The sequence below is a fragment of the Thalassobius sp. MITS945101 genome (genome assembly GCF_047123305.1).
Taxonomy (GTDB): Bacteria; Pseudomonadota; Alphaproteobacteria; order Rhodobacterales; family Rhodobacteraceae; genus Thalassobius.
Window position 1 is genome coordinate 3,152,530 of record NZ_CP138918.1, and the last position, 25,228, is coordinate 3,177,757.

Annotated in this window: 28 protein-coding genes; 11 read left to right on the plus strand and 17 right to left on the minus strand. The window is 59.5% G+C overall.

From position 1 onward, the window contains the following. Positions 1–17: 17 nt before the first annotated feature. From queA to lpdA, 4 genes are all read left to right on the plus strand, one after another. Complete coding sequence (queA, locus tag SIC14_RS15620; RefSeq protein WP_412562838.1) at positions 18–1,070, plus strand: tRNA preQ1(34) S-adenosylmethionine ribosyltransferase-isomerase QueA; 1,053 nt, start codon at positions 18–20, stop codon at positions 1,068–1,070. A gap of 144 nt (positions 1,071–1,214) precedes the next feature. Continuing rightward, entirely contained in the window at positions 1,215–2,483 is a 1,269-nt protein-coding gene (locus SIC14_RS15625) for an MFS transporter (protein WP_412565880.1), read from the plus strand. A gap of 94 nt (positions 2,484–2,577) precedes the next feature. Next, on the plus strand, positions 2,578–3,216 hold the full coding sequence (locus SIC14_RS15630) for a DUF924 family protein (protein ID WP_412562839.1): 639 nt from the start codon (positions 2,578–2,580) through the stop codon (positions 3,214–3,216). Positions 3,217–3,357: 141 nt separating this feature from the next. After that, positions 3,358–4,755, plus strand: coding sequence for a dihydrolipoyl dehydrogenase (gene lpdA, locus SIC14_RS15635; protein WP_412562840.1), 1,398 nt, complete (start codon positions 3,358–3,360; stop codon positions 4,753–4,755). Positions 4,756–4,837: 82 nt separating this feature from the next. Here the strand turns inward: lpdA and SIC14_RS15640 are convergent, their stop codons facing one another. From SIC14_RS15640 to SIC14_RS15650, 3 genes are read right to left on the minus strand one after another with little or no spacing between them, the layout of a single operon-like run. Continuing rightward, positions 4,838–5,206, minus strand: coding sequence for a DUF1761 family protein (locus SIC14_RS15640; protein ID WP_412562841.1), 369 nt, complete (start codon positions 5,204–5,206; stop codon positions 4,838–4,840). Beyond that, the gene (locus tag SIC14_RS15645; RefSeq protein WP_412562842.1) at positions 5,203–5,652 is read right to left on the minus strand and encodes an SRPBCC family protein; all 450 of its coding nucleotides are present in this window, start codon (positions 5,650–5,652) and stop codon (positions 5,203–5,205) included. The genes SIC14_RS15640 and SIC14_RS15645 overlap by 4 nt, the downstream gene beginning before the upstream one ends. Continuing rightward, positions 5,649–6,023, minus strand: a complete 375-nt coding sequence (locus SIC14_RS15650; RefSeq protein ID WP_412562843.1) for an ArsR/SmtB family transcription factor — start codon at positions 6,021–6,023, stop codon at positions 5,649–5,651. Before SIC14_RS15650 ends, SIC14_RS15645 begins: the two co-directional genes overlap by 4 nt. Positions 6,024–6,105: 82 nt before the next feature. Between SIC14_RS15650 and SIC14_RS15655 the strand changes: the two genes are divergently transcribed. Beyond that, the gene (locus tag SIC14_RS15655) at positions 6,106–7,290 is read left to right on the plus strand and encodes an MFS transporter (RefSeq protein WP_412562844.1); all 1,185 of its coding nucleotides are present in this window, start codon (positions 6,106–6,108) and stop codon (positions 7,288–7,290) included. 19 nt (positions 7,291–7,309) lie between these two features. On the opposite strand, the gene SIC14_RS15660 is transcribed toward SIC14_RS15655, so the two are convergent. Further along, entirely contained in the window at positions 7,310–7,663 is a 354-nt protein-coding gene (locus SIC14_RS15660) for a rhodanese-like domain-containing protein (RefSeq protein WP_412562845.1), read from the minus strand. Between the two features lie 153 nt (positions 7,664–7,816). Continuing rightward, complete coding sequence (locus SIC14_RS15665; protein WP_412562846.1) at positions 7,817–9,814, minus strand: VWA domain-containing protein; 1,998 nt, start codon at positions 9,812–9,814, stop codon at positions 7,817–7,819. Between the two features lie 177 nt (positions 9,815–9,991). Here SIC14_RS15665 and uvrA point away from each other — a divergent pair, with 177 nt between their 5' ends. Both uvrA and SIC14_RS15675 read left to right on the plus strand, forming a co-directional pair. Continuing rightward, entirely contained in the window at positions 9,992–12,850 is a 2,859-nt protein-coding gene (gene uvrA / locus SIC14_RS15670; RefSeq protein WP_412562847.1) for an excinuclease ABC subunit UvrA, read from the plus strand. Then, a complete protein-coding gene (locus SIC14_RS15675) occupies positions 12,847–13,281 on the plus strand; it encodes an NUDIX hydrolase (RefSeq protein WP_412562848.1) in 435 nt (144 codons plus the stop codon). The genes uvrA and SIC14_RS15675 overlap by 4 nt, the downstream gene beginning before the upstream one ends. A 70-nt stretch (positions 13,282–13,351) precedes the next feature. On the opposite strand, the gene SIC14_RS15680 is transcribed toward SIC14_RS15675, so the two are convergent. From SIC14_RS15680 to SIC14_RS15725, 10 genes are all read right to left on the minus strand, one after another. Then, positions 13,352–13,546 carry a DUF2892 domain-containing protein gene (locus tag SIC14_RS15680; protein ID WP_412562849.1) on the minus strand — a complete coding sequence of 65 codons (195 nt, stop codon included), beginning with the start codon at positions 13,544–13,546 and terminating at the stop codon, positions 13,352–13,354. 177 nt (positions 13,547–13,723) lie between these two features. Next, a complete protein-coding gene (gene mmsB / locus SIC14_RS15685) occupies positions 13,724–14,596 on the minus strand; it encodes a 3-hydroxyisobutyrate dehydrogenase (RefSeq protein WP_412562850.1) in 873 nt (290 codons plus the stop codon). A 12-nt stretch (positions 14,597–14,608) separates the two neighbouring features. After that, on the minus strand, positions 14,609–15,640 hold the full coding sequence (locus tag SIC14_RS15690; protein WP_412562851.1) for an enoyl-CoA hydratase/isomerase family protein: 1,032 nt from the start codon (positions 15,638–15,640) through the stop codon (positions 14,609–14,611). Positions 15,641–15,643: 3 nt separating this feature from the next. Further along, on the minus strand, positions 15,644–16,789 hold the full coding sequence (locus tag SIC14_RS15695; protein ID WP_412562852.1) for an acyl-CoA dehydrogenase family protein: 1,146 nt from the start codon (positions 16,787–16,789) through the stop codon (positions 15,644–15,646). A gap of 169 nt (positions 16,790–16,958) precedes the next feature. Beyond that, positions 16,959–17,378 (minus strand): hypothetical protein, encoded by a 420-nt coding sequence (locus SIC14_RS15700; RefSeq protein ID WP_412562853.1) that lies wholly within the window; start codon positions 17,376–17,378, stop codon positions 16,959–16,961. A 147-nt stretch (positions 17,379–17,525) separates the two neighbouring features. Beyond that, positions 17,526–17,945, minus strand: coding sequence for a hypothetical protein (locus tag SIC14_RS15705; protein ID WP_412562854.1), 420 nt, complete (start codon positions 17,943–17,945; stop codon positions 17,526–17,528). Positions 17,946–18,045: 100 nt separating this feature from the next. Beyond that, positions 18,046–18,465 carry a hypothetical protein gene (locus tag SIC14_RS15710; protein WP_412562855.1) on the minus strand — a complete coding sequence of 140 codons (420 nt, stop codon included), beginning with the start codon at positions 18,463–18,465 and terminating at the stop codon, positions 18,046–18,048. A 36-nt stretch (positions 18,466–18,501) separates the two neighbouring features. Continuing rightward, positions 18,502–18,936 (minus strand): hypothetical protein, encoded by a 435-nt coding sequence (locus SIC14_RS15715; protein ID WP_412562856.1) that lies wholly within the window; start codon positions 18,934–18,936, stop codon positions 18,502–18,504. Positions 18,937–19,045: 109 nt separating this feature from the next. Beyond that, positions 19,046–19,459 (minus strand): hypothetical protein, encoded by a 414-nt coding sequence (locus SIC14_RS15720; RefSeq protein WP_412562857.1) that lies wholly within the window; start codon positions 19,457–19,459, stop codon positions 19,046–19,048. Positions 19,460–19,532: 73 nt separating this feature from the next. Continuing rightward, on the minus strand, positions 19,533–21,032 hold the full coding sequence (locus tag SIC14_RS15725) for a CoA-acylating methylmalonate-semialdehyde dehydrogenase (protein ID WP_412562858.1): 1,500 nt from the start codon (positions 21,030–21,032) through the stop codon (positions 19,533–19,535). 169 nt (positions 21,033–21,201) lie between these two features. Between SIC14_RS15725 and SIC14_RS15730 the strand changes: the two genes are divergently transcribed. From SIC14_RS15730 to SIC14_RS15745, 4 genes are all read left to right on the plus strand, one after another. Further along, positions 21,202–22,101: a LysR family transcriptional regulator gene (locus SIC14_RS15730; protein ID WP_412562859.1), complete on the plus strand. Its 900-nt coding sequence runs from the start codon at positions 21,202–21,204 to the stop codon at positions 22,099–22,101. 143 nt (positions 22,102–22,244) lie between these two features. Next, the gene (locus SIC14_RS15735; protein ID WP_412562860.1) at positions 22,245–22,679 is read left to right on the plus strand and encodes a CBS domain-containing protein; all 435 of its coding nucleotides are present in this window, start codon (positions 22,245–22,247) and stop codon (positions 22,677–22,679) included. A gap of 183 nt (positions 22,680–22,862) precedes the next feature. Continuing rightward, the gene (gene coaD, locus SIC14_RS15740) at positions 22,863–23,357 is read left to right on the plus strand and encodes a pantetheine-phosphate adenylyltransferase (protein WP_412562861.1); all 495 of its coding nucleotides are present in this window, start codon (positions 22,863–22,865) and stop codon (positions 23,355–23,357) included. A 4-nt stretch (positions 23,358–23,361) separates the two neighbouring features. Further along, on the plus strand, positions 23,362–23,859 hold the full coding sequence (locus SIC14_RS15745) for a hypothetical protein (protein ID WP_412562862.1): 498 nt from the start codon (positions 23,362–23,364) through the stop codon (positions 23,857–23,859). Positions 23,860–23,884: 25 nt separating this feature from the next. Here the strand turns inward: SIC14_RS15745 and SIC14_RS15750 are convergent, their stop codons facing one another. Both SIC14_RS15750 and gap read right to left on the minus strand, forming a co-directional pair. Beyond that, positions 23,885–24,028 carry a hypothetical protein gene (locus SIC14_RS15750; RefSeq protein ID WP_412562863.1) on the minus strand — a complete coding sequence of 48 codons (144 nt, stop codon included), beginning with the start codon at positions 24,026–24,028 and terminating at the stop codon, positions 23,885–23,887. Between the two features lie 25 nt (positions 24,029–24,053). Beyond that, positions 24,054–25,118 (minus strand): type I glyceraldehyde-3-phosphate dehydrogenase, encoded by a 1,065-nt coding sequence (gene gap, locus SIC14_RS15755; RefSeq protein WP_412562864.1) that lies wholly within the window; start codon positions 25,116–25,118, stop codon positions 24,054–24,056. Positions 25,119–25,228 lie beyond the last annotated feature (110 nt).

Below are 25,228 nucleotides of genomic sequence, written 5' to 3' on the forward strand. Positions count from 1 at the left end.
CGCCGAAAGCCCCGTTGATGAAACTCTCCGACTTTGATTTTGACCTGCCCGAGACCCTGATTGCCACCCGCCCTGCCAAGCCGCGGTCCTCGGCGCGGATGCTGGTGTGCGACGGCGAAGAGATTCACGATCAGGTGGCGATTGATCTGCCGGAGTGGCTGCAACCCGGCGACCGGCTGGTGCTCAATGACACCAAAGTCATTCCCGCCCGCCTGTCTGGTGAACGCCCGCGGATGGGGCCAGAGGGGGAAACCCGTGCCAAGATGGAGGTGACCCTGCTGGAGCCGCAGGCCGATGGCTGCTGGGTGGCGCTGCTGAAGCCGTTGAAGAAGATCCGCGAAGGCGAGGTGGTTGAGTTTTCCGCCGCGCTTTCGGCCACGCTGGAAGGCAAAGAGGACGGTCAGGCGCGGCTGCGGTTCAACCTGATGGGGGATGATTTTGACGCGGCTTTGGCCGAGGCCGGTGCCATGCCGCTGCCGCCTTACATCGCGGCGAAACGCGCGGCGGATGCGCAGGACAATGAGGATTACCAGACGCTCTGGGCGAAAAACTCGGGCGCGGTTGCGGCGCCCACGGCCTCTTTACATTTTGATGATGCGTTGATGGCGGCGTTGCAGGCGCGGGGGGTGACATTCACCCATGTGACCCTGCATGTAGGCGCAGGGACGTTTCTGCCGGTGAAGGTGGAGGATGTAACCACCCATAAGATGCACGCCGAATGGGGGCAGGTGACCGAAGCTGCGGCGAAGGAGATCGCGGCCACCAAAGCGGCGGGGGGACGGGTGATCCCCGTTGGCACCACTGCGTTGCGTCTGATCGAAGGCGCGGCCCGTGCTGGCGAAATTGCCCCCTGGGAAGGCGAGACTGATATCTTCATCTACCCCGGTTTCCAGTTCAATGTGACCGACGCGCTGATGACCAATTTCCACCTGCCAAAATCGACCCTGCTGATGCTGGTGTCGGCCTTGATGGGCAAGGAACAGATGGACCGCGTCTATGCCCACGCGCTGCGCGAAGGCTACCGGTTCTTCTCTTACGGCGATGCCTCGCTGCTGGTGCCTGCGCAATAGGGCGCGGGCCCCTTCGAAATTTTTCCAAAACGCGGATCATAAACGACCCACCTCGGTCGCTTTCAAATCATCTTTGGCAGGCTTGCTAAGGTAGGCAGCGATTCTAATGCGAATCCTGTGACCCTTCGTGTGGAGTTTGTTGATATGGGCCAGATCCTGTCGAGCGCCTGGGCGCTGTTCCTTGGATTGATGTTGTTGATGGTGGGCAATGGTCTGCAGGGCACCCTTCTGGGCGTGCGCGGCGAGATTGAGGGCTTTTCAACGTTCCAGATGTCCGTGGTGATGTCGGCCTATTTCGCAGGGTTCCTTGGCGGCTCGCGGATGGCGCCCGAGATGATCCGCCGTGTGGGTCACGTGCGGGTTTTTGCGGCGCTGGCCTCGCTCATTTCGGCAGTTCTGATCCTTTATCCGGCGCTGGCCCATCCGGTGGCCTGGGCGCTGGGGCGGGTGGTCATCGGGTTCTGTTTCTCGGGCGTGTATGTGACCGCAGAAAGCTGGATCAACAACGCTGCCGACAATGAAAACCGCGGTAAGGCGCTGTCGCTTTACATGATCGTGCAGATGACCGGCATTGTTTCCGCGCAGGGGCTGCTTCTGGTGGCGGATCCTTCCGGCTATGTGCTGTTTGTGATCCCCTCGGTGCTGGTTTCGATCTCCTTTGCGCCGATTTTGCTGTCGATTAGCCCGACACCGGCCTTTGACACCGCCAAGCCGCTGGCCATCAAAGAGCTGCTGGAGCTGTCGCCACTGGGCTGCATGGGGATGTTCCTGCTGGGCGGTGTCTTTGCCGCGCAGTTCGGCATGGCGGCGGTTTATGGCGGCGAAGTGGGGCTGACACTGCCGCAGATCTCGCTGTTTGTGGCCAGTTTCTATCTGGGTGCTTTGTTGCTGCAATATCCGCTGGGCTGGATTTCCGACCGGATGGACCGCCGGGTGCTGATCATGCTGGTTGCCGCAGGAGCGGGGGTTGGCGCCTGTGTGGCGATGGTGTTTGGGATGCGGTTTGAGATCCTGCTGGCCTCGGCCTTTGTGATCGGCGGCACCTCGAACCCGCTGTATTCGCTGCTGGTGGCCTATACCAACGACTTCCTGGAGCCGGATGACATGGCCGCTGCCTCTGGCGGGCTGGTGTTCATCAACGGGGTGGGGGCGATCATGGGACCGCTGATCACCGGTTGGGTGATGCAGGTGTCGGGGCCGCAGGGCTACTTCTTGATCATCGCCGTGCTGATGCTGGCGCTGGCCGCCTATGCCGCCTACCGGATGACCCAGCGCCCGCCTGTGGCGGCCGAAGACACCACTGCCTATACGCCGGTTATGGCCTCGGCGACGCCGGTGGCGCTGGAGGTTGCGCTGGAATATGCCATTGATAGCGCAAACGAAGAAGAAGATGCCCAAAATGAGAGCAATTAATACAGAACCGTTGCAATTTTTGACTGTTATTCCTTGAGGTTCCGCGCTTAACCTTGGGGAATGAGGATTGCCGTTAGCAACAGGAGTCGGGGCAATGATCGGGGCAAAAACTGGAGCAAAATCCGGGGCTGATGTGGGGCCAGAGCAGGTGCTGGCCTTTTGGTTGGATGAGGTCGGCGAACAGGGCTGGTATCTGGCGGAGGAAAAACTCGACGCCACCATACGCACCCGTTTCGGCGAAGCCTGGCGTGAGGCGCAGGAGGGCAAGTTTGGCCTCTGGCTGACCTACCCGTCGGGGGCGCTCGCTTACATCATTTTGCTGGATCAGTTCTCGCGCAATATGTTCCGCGGAAAGGGCGAAGCCTTTGCCTCCGACAAGGCGGCGCTGGCGGCGGCGAAGATTGCCATTGATCACGGCTGGGATCTGAAGATCGATGAACCGGCACGCCAGTTCTTCTATATGCCCCTGATGCATTCGGAAAACCTCTGCGATCAGGAACGCTGTGTGCGCCTGATGAAAGAGCGGATGCCCGAAACCGGCGGCAGCAACCTGTTGCACGCCAAGGCGCATCGCAAGGTGATCCGGGACTTCGGCCGCTTCCCTTATCGCAATGAGGCACTGGGGCGTGCCAACAACCCGCATGAAGACGCGTTCCTGGCCACCAGTGGCTATGGCGATGTCTTCCGCGAGGTTGAAGAATGTCACAAAGCCAAGATCGCTGCCCCTGCGTAAGCATTGGTCGCAGAAAATAACGCGAATTTACAGATATTTAGGCCCCGTATGCGTGTCAAAATGCTGCGGGGTCTTTGCTGTGCGTTGTTTCGGGTGGAAAAGTAGTTTAATATCAAACTAATTTCGGAATCGGAGGGGCTAATGGCTTCCAAATCATTTGACGTCGTGGTGATCGGGGCGGGCCCCGGTGGATATGTGGCTGCAATCCGTGCCGCGCAGCTGGGTCTGAATGTGGCCTGTATCGAACGGGAACATCTGGGCGGTATCTGTCTGAACTGGGGCTGTATCCCGACCAAGGCGCTGCTGCGCTCGGCTGAGGTTTATCATCAGTTCGAACGCGCCAAGGAATTTGGCCTGACGGCGGACAAGTTCGGCTTTGATCTGAACGCCATCGTGGACCGCTCGCGCAAAGTGGCGGCCCAGATGAATGGTGGTATCAAAGGCCTGTTCAAAAAGAACAAAATCACCTCGATCATGGGCGAGGCCACCATCGTGGCCAAAGGCAAGGTCTCGGTCAAAACCGACAAAGGTGTAGAGGAGCTGACGGCGCCGAACATCATCGTCGCCACCGGCGCCCGCGCCCGCGAACTGCCCGGCCTGGAAGCAGATGGGGATCTGGTCTGGACTTATCGCCACGCGCTGAAACCGGCGCGGATGCCAAAGAAGCTGCTGGTCATTGGTTCCGGCGCGATCGGGATTGAATTTGCCAGCTTCTACAACACCTTGGGCGCCGACACCACGGTGGTTGAGGTGATGGACCGGGTGCTGCCGGTGGAAGACAAAGACATCTCGGACTTTGCCAAGAAGCAGTTCAAAAAGCAGGGCATGACCATTTGGGAAAAAGCCATGGTCAAGCAGCTGGATCGCACCCCTGGCAAGGGCGTCGTCGCCCATATCGAAAAGGGCGGCAAGATCGAGAATCACGAGTTTGACACCGTGATTTCGGCCGTGGGCATTGTTGGTAATACCGAAGGTCTGGGTCTGGAAGCTCTGGGGGTTCAGATCGACCGCACCCACGTTGTAACCGACGAATACTGCCGCACCGGTGTTGAGGGTGTTTTTGCCATCGGCGACATCGCCGGCGCGCCTTGGCTCGCCCACAAGGCCAGCCACGAAGGTGTCATGGTGGCCGAGCTGATCGCGGGCGAAAAGGTCCACCCGATCAAGCCGGGCTCCATCGCGGGCTGCACCTATTGTCATCCGCAGGTGGCCTCGGTCGGGATGACCGAAGAAAAGGCCAAAGAGGCGGGCTTCAAGATCAAAGTTGGCAAATTCCCCTTCATCGGCAACGGCAAAGCGGTTGCGATGGGCGAAGCCGAAGGTCTGGTCAAAACCATCTTTGACGAGAAAACCGGTGAGCTGCTGGGCGCCCATATGGTGGGGGCCGAAGTGACCGAGATGATCCAGGGCTACGTGATCTCGCGCCAGCTGGAGACCACCGAAGAAGACCTGATGCACACCGTCTTCCCGCATCCCACGATGTCGGAAATGATGCATGAAAGCGTGCTGGCCGCCTACGGTAAAGCGCTGCACATCTAAGTCTGTCACAGACTGTTGGATAGTAGAAAACCGGGCCTCTGAGGGGCCCGGTTTTTGTTTGCGTAGGTCGGATGGGTGGGTGTTACAGCAACCCTTGCGCGAGGATCATCACAGCCCCCGCACCCAGCGCGTAGCCGACATCCACCGTGATCGCAAAGCGGCTTTTCTGTGCCCAAGCGCCGGCCGACAAGGCTTGCGCCGCAACAGCGAGGATGGCCAGCAAGGCAAGGTTCAGGTTCTGTGTAGTCTCCGTCAGTCCGATGATGAGCGCCAGCAGGGACAGCGCGACGATTTGCGCCGCCATTGCGCCGACTGGCATCTGCGCAGGTGGTTCGGGCGAGATATGTGAACCTTCCGCCCAGCGGCGTTGCAGCCCAAGGAACGGGCCATAGATCACAAACCCCAGCACAAAGGCACCAATCACGCCGGCAATGACGGCAGGCCAGTTCATACCGTGGCCTCGGCCATGACACCGTCCAGCGCCTGCAGGATCAGGGTCCAGCCGCCTTCGTGGTTGTTGCGCACCTCTTCGTCGGGGAAACGGATGTGGCGCAGGGTCAGGTCGGTTCCCCCGTCGCGGGGGACAAGGGTCAGGGTGACTTCGCTGTCTTCCTGGCTGTAGGCGGAGACCCAGGTGAACCGCAGTTTTGTGGCGCGGTCCATCTCAAGATAGGTGCCGGTGTGCGGCCAGCCTTCTTCAACGTCGGGGGCCTGCATCACGATTTTGAACGTGCCGCCGACACGCGGATCGTTTTCGGTTGCGGTCACCGACATATGTGGGGCGGGCAGCATGAATTTTTGCAGCATCGCAGGATCCAGCCAGGCGTCAAAGACCTGTTCCGGCGGGTGCGGCAGGTGGCGGGACACTTCGAGTGAGAGTTCAGTGGCAGTGGTCATTCTTTGTCCTCCTTCAAGGCAGCATCAAGGGTGGTTTCCAAAGCATCCAGCCTAAGCGCCCAAATCGAGCGCAGGCCGGCAAACCATTGGTCAATCAGGGTTAACGGCGCCATTTGCACCTCGATCAGGTGCACCCGCCATTCCGTGCGGCGGGTGACCAGACCGGCGCTCTCCAACACTTTGATGTGTTTGGAGACCGCGTTCAGGCTCATCTCATAACGGGCGGCAATCTCGGTGACTTTCAGAGGCCCGTGTTGGGCCAGAAGGGTCAGAATGGCCCGACGGGTCGGGTCCGAGGCCGCCTTGAGTATGGCGCTGAGTTGGGTATCTGTGTCGCTGTTATCTTGTTCAACCATATGGATGAATAGCATTGGGATCCGCGTTCAGTCAACCTTTTGGGTGAATGATTTTTGCGGATGGACGTTTCGGACCCAAAGGGGCAGGGTCCGACCTATGGAAAAGCACAAACATCCTAAGGACATGAGCGAGGCGCGCGCGGCGCTGCTGGTGGCACTGATCTGGCTGGCGGGCCTTGGCGCTGCGGCGCAATACGGCAAGATCTCCGTCACTTTTACGGTGCTGGCGGGCCTTTACCCCGAGGGCGGGGCGTTGATTGGATTCGCCCTGTCGCTGGTCGGGTTCGTCGGCATCGCGCTGGGGGTTGTGGCGGGGTTCCTTGGCACCCGGATTGGCATGCGGCGGTGCCTGATTGGCGGGCTGGGCTTTGGGGCGCTGTTGTCATTTGTGCAGGCCAGTGGTCTGTCGCTGGAGGCGTTTCTGGCCAGTCGCGTGCTGGAAGGTCTGTCACATCTGGCCATTGTGGTGGCCGCGCCTACGCTGATTGCGCGGATTGCGCCGGACCGCTGGCGCGGCTTTGCGATGACGCTCTGGGGGACGTTTTTCGGCGTCGCCTTTTCGCTGCTGGTCTGGCTGGGGTTGCCGCTGGTGGATGTGGCGGGGCTGGACGCGCTGTTTCTGGCCCATGGCATCTGGATGGCGGTGTTTGCGCTGATCCTGGTCTTTGTACGTCTGCCCAGCGGGGAGGCGGCCAAGCCGCAGGCCTTTGACCTGAAGGACATCGCCACGCTGCATCTGGCCATCTACCGCTCACCCTCCTTAAGCGCGGCAGCGGTGGGCTGGCTGTTTTACACCTTCTGTTTTGTCAGCCTGCTGACCTTGTTGCCGCCCGAAATCCCTCCGGCATGGCGGGCGTTCACCGTGGGGATGATGCCGCTGATGAGCATCGTCGGCTCACTGACCCTTGGGGTCTGGCTGTTGCGCTATATGGATGCGGTGGGGGTGACGGTGATCGGCTTTGCCAGCACCGCCATGGTGGTGCTGGGGCTGTGGCTGCTGCCCGGTGCGCCTGTCCTGTGTCTGGCACTGGGGTTCACGCTGGGTCTGGTACAGGGGGCGGGGTTCACCATGGTGCCGCAGCTGAATGCGGCCGAGGCAGACCGCGCCGCTGCCAATGGGGCAATGGCGCAGACCGGCAATCTGGGCAATACGCTGGGCACACCGGTGATGTTGGCGGTGGGGACCGTTGCGGGCTATGGCGGGATGATGGCGCTGGCGCTGACGATGTTGCTGCTAGGGGCCATTGCCCATCTGGTGTTGCAGCGAATGCGCCGCGCTTAGTTTAGATGCTTAAGTCAGGTCAGGTGGCCACAACCGTACCGCCTGCGCTGATCCAATCATCAAAGCTGCCGATCACGTGGACATCTTTGTATCCCATGTCTTCCAGCATCTTACGGGCGTTCTGCGCGCGCCCACCGGACCCACAGTAAAGCGCCAGCGTTGTTTCAAAACTGAGACGTGGGTTGAACATCGGATCGCGCGGGTTGGCGGCGGCACGCAGCCGGCCCATCGGGATATGCAGGGCCCCTTTGGCCTTGCCTGTGCGGGCCAGTTCATCCGGTTCGCGCACGTCAATCACCAGCGCGGTGCCGGACATGCCACGTTGCACCGCATCCTCGGGGCGGAAAAAGGGAGACGGGGGCTGGCGGAACATGAACATCTGCGGTCCTTTGAGGTATTTTTATTGGTTATCAAGACCAAACACCGGTCCGCACACACTGCTCTTACACAGGAGAAACGGCCCCGAAGGGCCGCTTTTTAGGGAGTCTCAGATGTATTTTTTCGCCGCCACAGCGCGGGGGCGGCGCTACTCGACGGTGAAGGGCTGGGTGCCAAGCACCCGTGACGGCCCCCAAACCGTGACATAGCGCAGCTCATAATTGCCCGGTGTTTCCGGTACGATGATCTGTAGCGGGTTGCCTTGATTGGTGTAGGTGTAGCTGAGGTATTCCCCAGCCGCTGCACCGGGGGCGGTGAAGGTCACATAGTCCCCCGCATAGGTCGGGCCGTCGTGACTGACGCTGATTGTGCTGCCGCTGGCGGCTGAACTGGGGCCGGTCAAGGTCACCGCCACATCGGTCAGGGTGATTGGCTGGCTGGCTGCCACCGTGCTGTCTTGCCCGTTCACATAGCGCAGTTCGAAATTGCCCGGCACCACCGGCACGCGGAAGCTGGCGGGATTGCCTTCGCGCACATAGACGTAGCCAAGGTAAGAGCCGCCATCGCTGCCTGTTTCGGCAATGGTCAGATAGTCCTCTTCAAACCCGTTGCCGGTCCAGTCCACTGTGATGGTGGCGCCAAGCGGCGTGCTGTCCACCGCGCTGACCGAGAAGGCAACAGGCGTGATCTCAATCTCGCGGGAGACCGAAACCGAAGTGTCCTGCGCTGTGACATAGCGGATCTCATAGCGGCCCGGTTCAGTGGGCATCCGCAAGGGGGCGGGGTTGCCATTGCGCACATAAGTATAGGCGGAATAGCGGCCAGCCTCCGCGCCGATTTCAGCTACGGTCAGGTAATCCTCATCATAGCCATTGCCGGTCCAGGTCACGTCAATTGTCGCCCCGGCCGAAGCATTGGCAGGCGCGTCGAGGCTGAACTGCGCCTCGGTCACGGTGATGGGCTGACGGGCCAGAACCTGCGAACCTTCGGCCAGAATGTAGCGCAGTTCGTATTCGCCGGGCTGAGCAGGCAGGCGCAACGCCATTGGGGTGCCCTTGTTGGTATAGCTGTAGGTCAAATAGGTGCCCGAGCCAGCGCCGAGCGGCGCAGTGTCGACATAATCGTTTGCTGCATTCGGTCCCGTCCAGTCGACGGAGATGGTTGCGCCTGCAACGCCTGTGACCGGGGCCACAAGGCTGGCCTCGGGCAGGGCGGCCTCAAAGGTAAATTCCACCACGTTGCGGACGTTGGGGCGCACCACAACCTGTTTTTCCTGCCGCGCGCCATCGCTGACGCGGGTGACGCTGATGGTGTAGATGCCCTCAGCCAGTTCCTGTTCACCAAAGTCGGAATGGAAGGAGGCAATAAGCTCTTGCCCGTCGATGCCTTTCAGCGACCATTCCACATCCACCCGGCGCGAGGTGCCGCCGAAGGTTTCGGTGACCGAATACATAATCGACCCCGGCAAGGGGGCCGGTTCGGGTGCGGGCGCGGGGGCAGGCGTGGGGGCGGCGACGGCCACCTCTGTCACGGCAGCAGCCAGCTGCGTGGCATTGCCAGCCGACAGGAACTGGCCGCCGGTGCTGTCAGCCATACATTGGAATTGTGCAAGGGTTTCAGGGTCTTCCACGTCGAATCCTACCACATGGGCGGTGAAATCAACCCCGGTCTCTTCCAATTTCCGGGCGACGGCGCAGACATCCGGCACACAGGTTTCAATGCCGTCGGAAACAAGGATCACTGTGGCCGCCTCCTCGGTGTGGCGCAGCGCCTTTGCGGCGGCGACCACGGCATCTGCCATCGGGGTTTTGCCTTTGGGTTTGATCCCGTTCACAGCGCTGGTGATGGCCGCACGGGTGTTGCTGCCGGGCAGCACCAGGGTTTCAATATCGCTGCAATCGCCTTTGCGACGGTGGCCATAAACGGTCAGTCCAAGGTCAAGATCTGCGGGTAGGGTGGACATCAACTCGCCCATGACTTTCTGGGCAATGGTGATCTTGGCCACCCCGTCAATCTGGCCCCACATGGAGCCGGAGCCGTCCAAAACAACAATGGCGGCAGGTTTTTCCTGTGCTGCCAGAGCAGGGGCAAACATAGGGGTGGCGGTCAGGCACAATGCGGCCGTGAGCAGGCGCAAGGGTTTCATCAAAATATCTCCGGTCAAAATCAATGGCGAGATTATGCCGCGAAATTGCGATTTGGGCAAAGAGAACAGATCACAAATTAAAATGTTCGCTTAATGTTCACATTTTTGGGTTGGAGACTCAGGGCGCGTCAACTATCTGTTAACCGGCAAGACGCAAGGACGGATCAGGGACTGACGATGGCGGATCTGAAGAAAATCGAAGTGCGCGGTGCGCGCGAACACAACCTCAAAAGCATTGACGTGGATATTCCCCGCGATGAGCTGGTTGTGATCACCGGTCTGTCCGGCTCGGGCAAATCCTCGCTGGCGTTTGACACCATCTACGCCGAAGGCCAGCGCCGCTATGTCGAAAGCCTGAGCGCCTATGCCCGCCAATTCCTTGATATGATGGAAAAACCCGATGTGGACCACATCTCGGGCCTGAGCCCCGCGATCTCCATCGAGCAGAAAACCACTTCGAAGAACCCGCGTTCGACCGTTGGCACGGTGACCGAGATCTACGATTACATGCGGCTGCTCTTTGCCCGTGTCGGCACCCCCTATAGCCCCGCCACCGGCGAGCCGATTGAGGCGCAGCAGGTGCAGGATATGGTGGATCGGGTGATGACCATGGAGGAGGGTACCCGCGCCTATCTGTTGGCCCCGATTGTGCGGGACCGCAAAGGGGAATACCGCAAAGAGTTTCTGGAACTGCGCAAACAGGGTTTCCAGCGGGTGAAAGTAAACGGGGATTTCCACGATCTTGATACGCCGCCGGAACTGGACAAGAAATTCCGCCATAATATCGATGTGGTGGTCGACCGTCTGGTGGTGAAAGAAGGCATGGAGACCCGTCTTGCCGACAGTTTCCGCACCGCGCTGGATCTGGCCGATGGCATCGCTGTGCTGGAGACCGCGCCGAAAGAGGGTGATCCGGAACGCATCACCTTTTCAGAAAACTTCGCCTGTCCGGTCAGTGGCTTCACCATTCCCGAGATTGAGCCGCGGCTGTTTTCGTTCAACGCCCCTTTCGGCGCCTGTCCGGAATGTGACGGTCTGGGCAAAGAGCTGTTCTTTGACGAACGGCTGGTGGTGCCGGACCAGAACCTGAAGGTCTATGACGGCGCTCTGGCCCCCTGGCGCAAGGGCAAGTCGCCCTACTTCCTGCAAACCATTGAAGCCATCGCGAAACACTATCAGTTCGACAAAAACACCAAGTGGAAAGACCTGCCCAAAAAGGTGCAACAGGTGTTCCTGCATGGGTCGGGCAAGGAAGAGATCGCGTTCCGCTATGACGAAGGGGGGCGGGTCTATCAGGTCACCCGCGTGTTCGAAGGCGTCATCCCCAATATGGAACGTCGCTACCGTGAAACGGACAGCAACTGGATCCGCGAAGAGTTTGAACGCTATCAGAACAATCGCCCCTGTGGCGCCTGTGGCGGCTACCGTCTGAAGGCCGAAGCATTGGCGGTGAAAATTGCCGGTCTGCATGTGGGGCAGGTGGTCGAAATGTCGATCCGCGAGGCCTACGCCTGGTGCAAAACCGTGCCGGAGCATCTGACCGATCAGAAAAACGCCATTGCCGGGGCCATCCTGAAAGAGATCCGCGAACGTCTGGGCTTCCTCAACAACGTGGGTCTGGAGTATCTGACGCTGAGCCGCAACTCTGGCACGCTGTCGGGCGGCGAAAGTCAACGGATCCGGCTGGCCAGCCAGATCGGCTCGGGCTTGACGGGGGTGCTTTATGTGCTGGATGAGCCGTCCATCGGTCTGCACCAACGTGACAATGACCGGCTGCTTGGCACGCTGAAAAACCTGCGCGATCAGGGCAATACGGTGATTGTGGTCGAACACGACGAAGAGGCGATCCGCGAGGCGGATTACGTCTTTGACATCGGGCCGGGGGCCGGTGTGCACGGCGGTGAGATTGTCTCAAAAGGCACACCGCAGGAAATCGCGGCGGACAAAAACTCGCTCACCGGTCAATATCTGAGCGGCGTGCGCGAAATCTCGGTGCCGGCGGAACGGCGCGAGGGCAATGGCAAGTTTGTCGAGGTGGTGAAGGCCACCGGCAACAACCTGCAGGACGTCAGCGCCAAGTTCCCGCTGGGCAAGTTTGTCTGTGTGACCGGCGTGTCGGGGGGTGGCAAATCCACCCTGACCATTGAGACACTGTTCAAAACCGCCTCCATGCGGCTCAACGGCGCGCGCCAAACGCCTGCGCCCTGTGAAACGATTAAGGGTTTGGAACACCTCGATAAAGTTATCGACATTGACCAGCGCCCCATTGGCCGTACCCCACGATCCAATCCGGCAACCTACACTGGCGCCTTCACCCCAATCCGGGAATGGTTCGCCGGTCTGCCCGAGGCCAAAACCCGTGGCTACAAGCCCGGCCGCTTTAGCTTCAACGTCAAAGGTGGACGCTGCGAGGCCTGTCAGGGCGACGGGGTGATCAAGATCGAGATGCACTTCCTGCCAGATGTCTATGTGACCTGCGAAACCTGCAACGGCGCGCGCTATAACCGCGAAACGCTGGAGGTGAAGTTCAAGGGCAAGAGCATCGCCGATGTGCTTGATATGACTGTGGAAGATGCGCAGGAGTTTTTCCAGGCGGTGCCCACGATCCGGGACAAGATGGACGCGCTGATGCGGGTTGGGCTGGGCTATATCAAGGTGGGCCAACAGGCCACCACCCTGTCAGGCGGCGAAGCACAGCGGGTCAAACTGTCCAAGGAACTGGCCAAACGCTCGACCGGTCGGACGCTCTATATTCTGGATGAACCCACGACCGGTCTGCATTTCGAAGACGTGCGTAAACTGTTGGAAGTGCTGCATGAACTGGTCGATCAGGGCAACACCGTGGTGGTGATCGAACACAATCTGGATGTGGTGAAAACCGCTGATCACATCATCGACATTGGCCCGGAAGGCGGCGATGGCGGTGGCCGCATTGTTGCCGAGGGCACCCCGGAAGAGGTGGGAGATGTCGCCGAAAGCCACACCGGTCACTATCTGAAACCGATGCTGGGCGGTGCTAAGGTGGCGGCGGAATGAACGCTTCGGGCCGTCCCGCGCTGGCCGCCTTGGCGGTGGTGACACGGGGCGATGAGGTGCTGCTGGTGCGGCGGCGCAAGGATCCCGATCGCGGCCTCTGGGGCTACCCGGGCGGCCATGTGGAGGCTGGCGAAACCGTGGTAGAGGCGGCGGTGCGCGAGTTGGCCGAGGAAACCGGTGTCACCGGTGAAGGCCTGTCTGTGCTGGAAGGCATCGATGTCATTCACCGAGGGGACGCGGGCGCGGTGGCGCATCATTTCTATCTGGTGGCGGTGCATTGTCGCTATCAAGCGGGCGAAGCCCTGGCCGCAGATGACGCCGAAGAAGCCGCCTGGCTGCCCATCGCAGAGGTCCGTGCCGGGCGCTATCCGATGAGTGATTTTGTCGATCAAGTGCTGGATAAGGCACTAGTCGTGACGGTTTCTGCCTGAAGTAACTGCCTGATGTAGCTGTGCAAATGCGGCGCAACCTCAGCAAAGATTACGCCGACATTTCCGTAGCTTAGGATTTTGATGCGGGACAGGTGCTGATCCCCAGAAGGGAATAGATCGGGCAGCTGTTCAACAGGCCGGTCGCTAGAGGCACCACGCCGATCCACATCCACCAGCCATAGCCCAAGAGCGCCCCCAGCACCAAAAGTGCGCCCAAAGCGATCCGCAGGATTTTGTCCAATCCGCCAACATTCTTGCCAAACATCTGCTGTCCTTTCTGAGAGATGTGTCACGTTCGTTGGCAACTTATTAAAAATTCAAAAGTCAGAATATGATCTAGGTCAAGCACCACGAAACCGTGAACATCTGGTGACCCGCCGTGAAGGCAGCAAAAAGGGCGCTGCCTTGTGGCAACGCCCTCCTGTCGTGTTTTGGCTCGGATTTAACCGCGACCGCGTTTTTCAAATCGGGGCAGCATGGCCGAGAAATCCATCCCCTGACCACCTTCGTTTTCGACAAACTGTTCATAGAGCGCTTTGGCCAGTTCCCCCATCGGGGTGTCGGCATCAGCGCTTTCGGCGGCTTGTTGGCTAAGGCGCAGGTCCTTCAGCATCAACTCGGCCGCAAAGCCCGGCTGGTAGTCATTGTCGGCAGGTGATTGTGGGCCAACGCCGGGGGCGGGGCAATAGGCGTTCATTGTCCAGCTGTAGCCCGAAGAGGTGGAAACCACATCGAACATCTTGCCGCGATCAAGGCCCAATTTGTCCGCCAAAGCAAAGGCTTCGCAGGTCGCGACCATGGTGACACCCAGGATCATGTTGTTGCAGATCTTTGCGGCCTGACCGGCCCCCGCATCGCCGCAATGCACGGCCTTTTGGCCCATGATATCAAACAGCGGATCAACAGTTGCAAAGGCCTCGGCCCCGCCGCCAACCATGAAGGTCAAGGTGCCGCCCGCCGCGCCGCCGACGCCGCCCGATACGGGCGCGTCCAGTGCGCCCATGCCCGCCGCAGCAGCCTGATCGGCTACGGCACGGGCGCTGTCGACGTCCACGGTGGAACAATCACACAGCACCGCGCCTTTGGTCATGGTGGGGATCACCTCGCCAGCCACAGCGCGCAGGATATTGCCATTGGGCAGCATGGTGATCACCACCTCTGCACCAGTGACTGCTGCGGCGGCGGTGTCGGCCTTGCTAACGCTTTCGGGCATCGGGGCGGCCAGATCGAAACCGGCAACGTCATGGCCTGCTTTGGCCAGGTTCGCCGCCATCGGGCCACCCATGTTGCCCAGACCGATAAATGCGATTTTCATGTGCGTTTCTCCTCAGATCTTCAGGGCGTTCTCGCCCAACGGCAGCAGCATCTGGGTGATCTCAAGCGAGGTCACATCGCCGGGGCTGCCATGTTTCCATGTGGGATTGCGGTCCTTGTCGATGATCTGGGCGCGGACGCCTTCCAGAAAATCACCCATGTCCATGGACCGGTAGGTAAAGCGGTATTCCTGCTCCAGCGCCTTTTGGATGTCGTCAGAGGCACGGGCGCGGTGCACCAGTTCAATCGTGCAGCCCGCTGACAGGGGCGAGACACGGTTCAATGTTTTCAATGCCTTGGCGGCAAACTCTGATGTGGCACCCTGCAAGGCGTTCAGCACATCGGTCAGGCTGTCACCGGCAAAGAGCATGTCGATCTCGGCCTGTTGATCCGCCAGAACGCCCGCAGGCGCCTGCTGCGCCGCGCGGTCAATGGCTTCCCAATCACCGGTCTCGATCAGTTCCGCGGTCAGGGCGGGCCATTTTTCTTCGGGCACGAAGTAATCGGCAAAACCAGCGTGGATCGCATCCGCCGCGCCGATCCGGCCCCCAGTGGCGCCCAGATATTCGCCAATCCGTCCCGGTGCGCGGGCCAGGATCAAGGTGCCGCCCACATCAGGGATCAAACCAATGCCGGTTTCGGGCATGGCGATCTGGCTGCTTTCGCCGACCACACGGTGAGAGCCGTGACAGCCGATGCCAACGCCGCCGCCCATTGTGAACCCCTGCATCAGCGAGGCCACAGGTTTGGGGAAATTGAACAGTTTGGCGTTCATCCGGTATTCATCGGACCAGAATGTGCGGCCATAGGCAAAATCACCTTTGGTGCCCGCGGCATACATCTCTGCAATGTCACCGCCCGCGCAGAAGGCACGCTCCCCCTCCGCATCCAGCAGCACCATCTTCACGGCGTCATCCGCCGCCCAGGCATCCTGCGCCTTTTCAATCTCAAGACACATCTCATAGCTGAGCGCGTTCAGCGCCTTGGGGCGGGTCAGGGTGATCCGGCCAATTTGGCCTTCGATACGGGTTTGGATGTCGGTCATCAGTTAAGCATTCTCTGCCAGCAGTTGCCGCGCCACGATCAGGCGCATGATTTCATTGGTGCCTTCAAGGATCTCATGCACCCGCAGGTCACGCACGATCTTTTCAACGCCGTAATCCGCCAGATAGCCGTAGCCACCGTGCAGTTGCAGACATTGGTTGGCCACCTTCGATCCGGTCTCGGTCACAAAACGTTTGGCCATCGCGCAGAATTTAGTGGCATCGGGTGCGCCTTGATCCAGCTTCCATGCGGCCTGGCGCAGGAAGGTGCGGGCGGCTTGCAGCTCTGTCTCCATATCCGCCAGACGGAATTGCAGCGCCTGGAACTGGTCGATGGATTTGCCGAAAGCCTTGCGTTCGCTCATATATTGCAGCGTGGCGGTCAGCGCGGATTGCGCCGCACCCAGACTGCAGGCCGAAATGTTCAGGCGGCCCCCATCCAGACCCGCCATCGCGTATTTGAAACCGTCGCCTTCGCTGCCGACCAGGTTGGCGGCGGGGATTTTGCAATCGTCGAACTGCACCTGACGGGTGGGCTGGCTTTTCCAGCCCATCTTGTCCTCTAGCCCGCCAAAGCTGAGGCCGTCGGTGCCGTCATCCACCACCACAGTGGAAATGCCTTTAGGCCCATCATCGCCGGTGCGGACCATCACAACATAGGTATCCGAATATCCGCCGCCCGAGATAAAGGCCTTGGTGCCGTTCAGCGTGTAGCCTTCGTTGCTGCGCTCGGCGCGGGTTTTCAGCGCTGCGGCATCCGAGCCGGAGCCGGGTTCGGTCAGGCAGTAGCTCAGCACCTTGTCCATGGTGATGGCAGGGGAGAGGAACTGTTCTTTCACATGGTCATCGCCGAAGGTGTCGAGCATTTTGGCGCACATGTTGTGGATCGACAGGAAGGAAGCCACAGAAGGGCAAGCCATTGACAGCGCTTCGAAAACCAGCGTGGCATCCAGACGCCCCAGGCCCGAGCCGCCGGACTCTTCCGAGACATAAATCCCACCCAGACCCAGCGCGCCAACCTCGGCCCAAAGTTCTTTGGGGATGGTGCCGTCTTTTTCCCACTGATGGGCATGGGGGGCGATATGTTCTTCGCCAAACGCCTTGGCCATATCATAGATGGCGACCTGTTCCTCGCTCAGTGCAAAATCCACTGCATTTCCTCCCGATTCAGACCTGGCTGAGCGCACGGTGCCGCAGGGTCAGCCATTATTGAACATGTGTTTAATTTCCAATTCCTACAGAAGTTTTGCAAGGCGAAACCAATGGGAAAAAGATGGGTAGAAATACGTGGTTTTTTGCTTGTTTGTGCGATGTGATGCCTTAGGGCAGTCGCGCCTGCATCAGATCAATAATATTAAGCGGCAAACGCAACATATGGGCGGCCTTTGTCTTGCAGCGCACAACGGACACCGTAATCAACGGCGCGGCCTCCCAGAACTCGGCAAAGGTTTCCGCCAGCCGTTGGCTGAGGGCGGTTGGGGCGTACATCACGTATAGGCGCGGTTTGCCACCTGCGGCCAAAACGGGCTCCATCCGGGCCTGCAGCCGCAGCCGGTCGTCCAGATCCATCCGCACTTCGCGCAAATCGGTCAGGTCGCACAGAATATTCTGCCCCGAACAGGCCTCTGGATGGGTGGCGTAGCTTTCAAACAGCCCGACTGCATCGGAACAGGTGATCACGCCGCGCCCCCGATAGAAGGCAAGGTTGTGGTCCGGCGCAATGTGATAGGCGAAGGGCATGGGATTTACATCTCAGAATTGAGGTGAGCCTATCGGTTAAGGCTACTGTGTAAACACCGTATAAACCGCTTTTTTGGTTATGCCATAGATGGTTAAAACTAGAGTAACCCTGTGGCATTTGTGCACGCGTAGGGGGAGTTTGCGGCGCTATCGTGCGTCTGCCCGGAGTGCGTCAAAGGTCATATAGTCCAGCCCCAGAAGCCCCAGCGCCTCGGGTTCGGATTTGGCAAGCATCAGTTCCATTTGCGGCACCGGTTGCCAGAACGTTATGTAGTTTTCGGCCAGCGCCAGCGCCCGTTCGTTAGGCGCATACATCACATAGCGCCTGGTGCCACCTCCCATCGACAGGATTGGTTCCATCACCGACTGCAGTCGCATTCGTTTGGCGTAATCAATCCGGCTTTCTTTCAGGGCAGACATATCGTTGAGGATGTTCTGCCCGGGCTGGGCGTTGGGATGAGTGGCATAGGTTTCAAAGACCACAGCAGAATCTGCATCGGTGATCACCCCGGTCGAGATCAGATAGATCAGGTTAGGCTGTTGATAGACATCGATGGATACCGGCATAAAACCCCACCTCATTTGCGACATCTGATGGTCGCCTGCGGAGCCGCGGTTTGTAAATGCTTCGCATGCATTCCGCCACAGAAACATACATCTGTGCTGCTTATTTAAGCAGGTCAGTCACATTCGCCATGGAGTCATAGGGCAAATTAAGCAAGTTCAGCGCTTCGCCTTCGTCGCTAACAACATGGGCCGTGATCAAAGGGGTGCTTTCCCACAGCTTTGCATATTGGGTTGCCAGCTGTTGCGATGTGTCATGCGGGGCGTAGTAGACAATGGTGCGCGGTTTTTCTCCGGTGGAGAGCACACGATCCAGCGAGGTCTGCAATGCCAGCCGTTTGGGCAAATCGAAGTAGCCGTGCGTGATGCCGGACATATCGCTGAGGATGTTCTGACCGGCGCGGGCGTCCGGGTGAGTGGCATACGATTGCAGCGCAACGGCACTATCACTGTCGTCAATTTCGCCCATCCATTGCATCACAATAAGCTCGTGTTCGTTAACGATGGTCAGATGAATGGCCATGGGGCAGGGCGTCCTTTCAGGGGGGAGCTTGCGGGGTTAGCTTTCCGAGGGCAGGGTTTCTTGTTTGAGGAAACTGGCGATGTCACGTTCCGGTGCGCCGATAAGGGTCAGCGCCTCAGCCGCGGTTTTGGTGATGCTTGGGGTCAGTCCGGTGTGATCCTGCCAAAGTTTACTGACCAGAAGCGCCAGGCTTTGCCCAACCGGGGTGGGCGCCAGAAAAATTGCAGCTTTGGGGGAGTCCACCTGATCCAGTTCCGAGGCGCTGGCCTGCATGGTGCGGGTGGCTTTGGCGCTGTCTAACTGCACGCCGGTCACATCGGTGAAATCGGAAAACTGCCGCAAAGCCGGATCATAGTTCGGATGGGTGACAAGATCTGCAAAGGCTTTGCCTGTTTCCCCGGCCCGGATCAGACCGGAGAAGTGGAAATAGACCAGTCTGTCTCTCGACAGGATCTTGTAAGAAACAGTCACGCGATCACACTTCCTCAGAGCTGGGGCCCAGTCCGAGTTTGGCAGATCAGCGTCTCCAATCAAGAAAATTCCACGCCGCATTGCCGCAAAACGGATGGGGTTGCTGCGATTAAGGTGTGGAAATGGTGGCGAAATTTTCGCTTTCCACGCCGAGTTGCCGCAGGGCATCGGCTTGGGATGTTTCGCAGATCATCACATCCGCCGGAAAGGGTTCCCAGGATTTCTGCACCAGCGAGGCCATGGCGCGGGACACGTCGTTCGGGGCCAGAACCATCATCTGAATACGCCCGCCATTGGGCAGCAGGCGTTTGACCTTTTCGGCCTGCATCGCCAGCATTTTTTCCAGATCCACCTGCGCCCCGGTCACATGGGTCAGGTCAACAAGCTGCAACTGGTTCGGTTGGAAATCCGGGTCCTCCAGATAGGTGTAAAACACCTCCAGCGTTTCTTCGGCGCGGACATAGCCTTGGTAACGTACAACGTTGAGGTTTTGATCCGCGAAGATTTGATAGCTGAGCGGCATGGGGGTCCCGTCCTTGCAAAAACAGGCCGGGAATTCACCCGGCCTGTCCATAGTCTTAACAATTATTAAGAGATCAATCCATCGCCTTGAAGGCGAACTCGCCGCCTTCTTTGATACCCGAGAACCACCGCGCGGTGACGGTCTTGGTCTTGGTGTAGAACTTGAACGCATCCGGGCCGTATTGGTTCAGGTCACCAAAGGCCGACTTCTTCCAACCACCGAAGGAGAAGTAGGACAGCGGCACCGGGATCGGGAAGTTGATGCCCACCATGCCGACGTTGACCTTGTTGGCAAAGTCACGCGCAGTGTCGCCATCCGCGGTGAAGATCGAAGTGCCGTTGCCATAGTCATTGGTCATGACCAGATCCAGCGCTTCTTCGTAGCTTTCGGTGCGCACCTGGCTCAGAACCGGGCCAAAGATCTCTTCTTTGTAGATGTCCATGTCTTTGGTCACCTTGTCAAAGAAGGTCGGGCCAACGTAGTAGCCGTCTTCATAGCCCTGCAGGCTGAAGTTGCGGCCGTCAGTGACCAGATCCGCGCCCTGTTCCTCGCCCGAGTTGATCAGGCCAACAATGCGGTCTTTGGCCTGTGCGGTGATGACGGGGCCGTAGTCCACGTCTTCTTCCGAGGTGTAGGGGCCAACTTTCAGCGCCTCAATGCGCGGCACCAGACGTTCCCGCAGCGCTTCGGCGGTTTTCTCACCCACCGGAACGGCAACCGAGATCGCCATGCAGCGTTCGCCCGCGGCGCCGAAGCCCGCGCCAACCAGCGCGTCAGCGGCTTTGTCCATGTCCGCGTCGGGCATGATGATCATGTGGTTCTTGGCACCACCGAAACACTGGGCGCGTTTGCCGTTGGTGGCGGCGCGGCCATAGATGTACTGGGCGATCGGGGTGGAGCCAACAAAGCCCACAGCCTGAATGGTTTCATTGTCCAGGATGGCATCAACCGCTTCTTTGTCACCATTCACAACCTGCAGCACACCGTCGGGCAGGCCTGCTTCTTTGATCAGCTCGGCCAGACGCAGCGAGGTCGAGGGGCAGCGCTCGGACGGTTTCAGGATCATCGCGTTGCCAGCGGCCAGCGCAGGCGCCATTTTCCAAAGCGGGATCATTGCAGGGAAGTTGAACGGGGTGATGCCCGCAACCACACCCAGCGGCTGGCGCATGGCATAAAGGTCAATGCCGGGGCCGCCGTCGTTCATGTATTCGCCTTTCAGCAGGCTCGGTGCGCCCATGCAGACTTCGACAACTTCCAGACCACGCTGCACGTCACCACGCGCGTCGGGCAGGGTTTTGCCGTGTTCGCGGCTGACCAGCTCGGCCAGTTCGTCCATGTGTTCGTTGATCAGGGCACCGAACTTCATCATCACCCGGGCGCGACGCTGCGGGTTGGTGGCGGCCCATTTGGGCTGCGCGGCAGCGGCTTTGGCGATGATGGCATCCATCTCGTCTTTGGTGGCGAGGGGCACCTTGCTGGCGGCTTCGCCGGTGGCAGGGTTGCAGTTTTCCGAGTAACGGCCCGAGGTGCCCGGCACCAGCTGACCGTCCACAAAGTTCATGATCTCTTGCATGACAGAATCCTCCTAATGGTTGACCACAGGATAGGCTTGCAAAAATCCCAGAGAAAGACGTAAGTTTCCAAAACAGGTTTGCAGAAACGCAGGACGCCTCTGGGGCGGAGCCTTGCGGGCGCATTAGGCCAGTTGCAAACCACAAGAAAACGGACTGGGGAGCGGGCGGATGAATCCAAATTGGGATGATATGAAGGTGTTTCTGGCGGTGGCACGGCTGGAGAGCCTGTCCGCTGCCGGGCGGGACCTGAAGGTGGATCCGGCCACGGTGGGCCGTCGCATTGGCCGTTTTGAAGAGGAAATGGGCGCGCCGCTGTTTGCCAAATCGCCTCAGGGCTACGCCTTGACCGATGCAGGCCAGCGGCTGCTGGCCCATGCCGAACGGGCCGAACAGGCCATGTCGGGCGCGATGGAGGAACTGGCGGGGCAGGCGGGCAACCTGTCCGGCACCATCCGTATTGGCGCGCCCGATGGCTGCGCCAATTACCTTTTGCCCCATGTCTGCAGCAAGATCGCCGAAGAAAACCCCGATCTGGAAATTCAGATTGTGGCGTTGCCGCGGGTGTTCAACCTGTCCAAACGTGAGGCTGACATGGCCATCGGTGTCTCGGCACCCGAAGCGGGCAACCGGCTGACTGTGCAGAAGATCACCGATTACAAACTGCACCTTGCCGCCGCCCGCAGCTATCTGATGCAATATCCCCGTATTGAGCATCTGAAGGATCTGCATGGCCACCGGTTGATCGGCTATATCCCCGATATGATCTTCGATAAAGAACTGGACTACCTGTCGGAATTGGGGATCAACAAGGTGAACCTGGCCTCCAATTCGGTGTCGGTGCAGTTCAACGCGATCCGCTCCGGGGCCGGGATCGGGGTGGTGCATGACTTTGCCATTCCGGCGGCACGCGGGTTCCGTAAGGTGCTGCCCGAACATGTCAGCCTGACCCGCAGTTTCTACCTGATCCGCCACTCCGATGACCGCCGGCTGGAGCGGATGAACCGTTTCGCGGCCGCCCTGATGGAAGGCTTGAAGGAAGAGGTTGTCCGGCTGGAGGCCCTGACCTGATCGACGCACCCGGCCAGACCAATGCGTGTTTGCCTATGCGCAAGAACAACACAGGTTCGGCGATGTGACACTTGTTTCCTTGACAGAGACGCGCCAGCGGGGGACGCTACTCTTACGAAATTATGTTGCGTAGGAGGCTGCTCATGCTTGTACATCAGATCCTTAAGGCCAAAGGCGACACCGGCGTTGTGACCGTAAAACCGGGCACAGGCATATCGGAAGTTGCCCAAATTCTGGCAGAACGAAGGATCGGTGGCGTTGTGGTCTCTTCTGACGGGAAGGCAGCTGAAGGCATCATCTCGGAACGGGATATTGTGCGGGCGCTTGGTGTGCGCGGCGCGGGCTGTATGGAAGAGCTGGTCGACGATCTGATGATCCGCAATCCGGTCTGCGGGTCGCGCAATGACTCGGCTGATGACATCATGAAGCGGATGACAGAGGGCCGGTTCCGCCACATGCCGATCACCGATAACGGCGTGCTGGTGGGCATTGTCACCATCGGCGATGTGGTTGCGGCCCGCCTGGATGAGCTGGCGATGGAACGCAACGCGCTGGAAGGGATGATCATGGGCCATTAGGCCCGATCATAAAACAGATGCGGCGGCGCGTGCGGATTGGCCCCACGTGACGCCGCGTTTCTTTGCACCTGCGGCATCGTAGAACTACAACCCCGTTCAATAGCGCTTGCATTTCCTTGGGCAATAATATTGCGTGCGCGCGGAAACACTGGAATGACATCGGCGTGGCGAGGGGGACTATCCATGCGTATCGGCCTTTATCCCGGCACTTTTGATCCGATCACCCTGGGGCATGTGGACATCATCCGCCGCTCTGCCAGCCTGGTGGACCGTCTGGTCATCGGCGTGGCCATCAACCGTGACAAGGGGCCCTTGTTCAGCCTCGAAGAGCGGGTGGCGATGATCGAACATGAAACCGCCAAACTGGCTGCGGAAACCGGCACTGAGATCGTGGTGCACCCCTTTGAAAACCTGCTGATCGACTGTGCCCGCGACGTTGGCGCACAGGTGATTGTGCGCGGCCTGCGTGCGGTGGCGGATTTCGAATACGAGTACCAGATGGTTGGCATGAACCGTGCAATGGACAGTTCGATTGAGACCGTGTTCCTGATGGCCGAAGCGCGCCACCAGGCCATTGCCTCGAAACTGGTGAAGGAAATCGCCCGGCTTGGCGGCGATATTTCGAAATTCGTGACCCCGGCGGTTCAGGAAAACCTGCTGGAGAAACTCAGCAGGTAGGATCATGTCGAAACAGGACGTCGCGGCGGAAGCACAGGTTGAAACAATCCTCACCATTCCCGTCCGGCGCCTGATCCTATGGCTGTCGCTGACGGCGGCGGCCATGGTGATGATCCTGATCATCTGGGCCAGCACCCATAATCGCTATGTGATCACCGTGGACGTGCGCACGATGGATGCGCCGGTGCGCTGCTGGGAAGACATAGATGGGGGCCTGCTGAGCAAAAAACGCCGCGCCAGCCGGGACTTTGCCCCCAGCCGGTCTTATCTGGGCTACTGCGGCGTGGTGATGACCACCCACGGCTCTTTCGCCCTACCACAGACCTACCCACGCCCCTGGCTGGGCCAGACCCGCGCCGAGGTGCATGACCGGCTGAAACGCGGCTGCCGCTATGATCTGGTGGTCACCTCAGAACACGGCCGCCCCAGCAAACGAGACGCCGGCCGCACCCTGCGCAATCCGCCCGAAATCCGCCGCGTGATGTTCAGCTACCCCTGCTAAGGGTTGCGCGCCGCCGCAAGCCCTCTCACCGCCAGAAGGCGATCCATTCGAGGAATTCGTCGAATTTCTTGCCAAGGAAGATGAGGTTGTCTCCGCCGGTCACGAAAAGATCGCCGCAGATTGCTGCGACGATCACAATGCCAAGTCCGATGGCAATTTGGTTGGTCATTAAAGTGATCCGTAATGAATGGCCCTTAGGCCAATTCATGCCCGCGAACGGCCTCGGGATCAACCTTGCCTTTTTGCAGTTTCCCCATGGCAACGGCCACATCGGCCATCCGGCAGGAGAAACCCCATTCGTTGTCATACCAGGCCAGCACACGTACCAGACGGCCGCCGGTGACTTTGGTCTGGTCGGGGGCGAAGATCGAGCTTTCCTCGGTGTGGTTGAAGTCGATCGAGACCTTCTGTTCGGTGTCAAAGCCCAGAATGCCCTTCAGCGGACCATTGGCGGCGGCTTCGGCAACAACAGCGTTGATGTCGGCCACGGTCACGTCCCGTTTGGCGATGAAGGTCAGGTCCACGGCGGAAACATTCGGGGTCGGCACACGTACAGCGGAGCCATCCAGTTTGCCCTTCAGCGCGGGCAGCACCTCGCCCAGTGCCTTGGCCGCACCGGTGGAGGTTGGGATCATCGACATGGCGGCTGCACGGGCGCGGTAGAGATCGCTGTGGCGACGGTCCAGCGTCGGCTGGTCGCCGGTGTAGCTGTGGATGGTGGTCATGATGCCGGATTCAATGCCCACCTTTTCGTGCAGCACCTTGGCCAGCGGGGCCAGACAATTGGTGGTGCAGGAGCCGTTGGAGATCATCACATCTTCGGCTGCCAGCGCGTCATTGTTGACGCCCATCACGATGGTTTTCTGCACGTTTTTGGCCGGGGCCGAGATCAGAACTGCCTTGGCGCCCTGTTCGATGTGTTTCTTGGCCTTTTCACCGTCGTTGAACTGACCGGTGCATTCCAGCACCACGTCAACGCCGCTCCAGTCCAGCTCATCCATGTTGTAGGTCGACATGACCTCGAACTTGCCGCGGCCCAGATCCATCCAGTTTTTGCCAGCCTCATCGGTGCCGGTGGTCACTTCACCTGGGAAACGGCCATGAACCGAGTCATAGCGCACCAGATGCGCCGCGGTTTCCAGCGGGCCGGTGGCGTTGATCTTGACCACTTTGATATCTTCGCGCGCGCTCTCTGCGATATGCATGAGGGTGCAGCGGCCAATGCGGCCAAATCCGTTGATGCCGACGGTGATGGTCATGGAAGGGTGACTCCTGTCTGTCGAAGGTCTGCGAATACTGCCTGTCCTATAGGCGGCAGTTTGCCTTGCGGAAAGGTTAAAAATGGCCGTTTTTCAGGATGTTGGCGCAA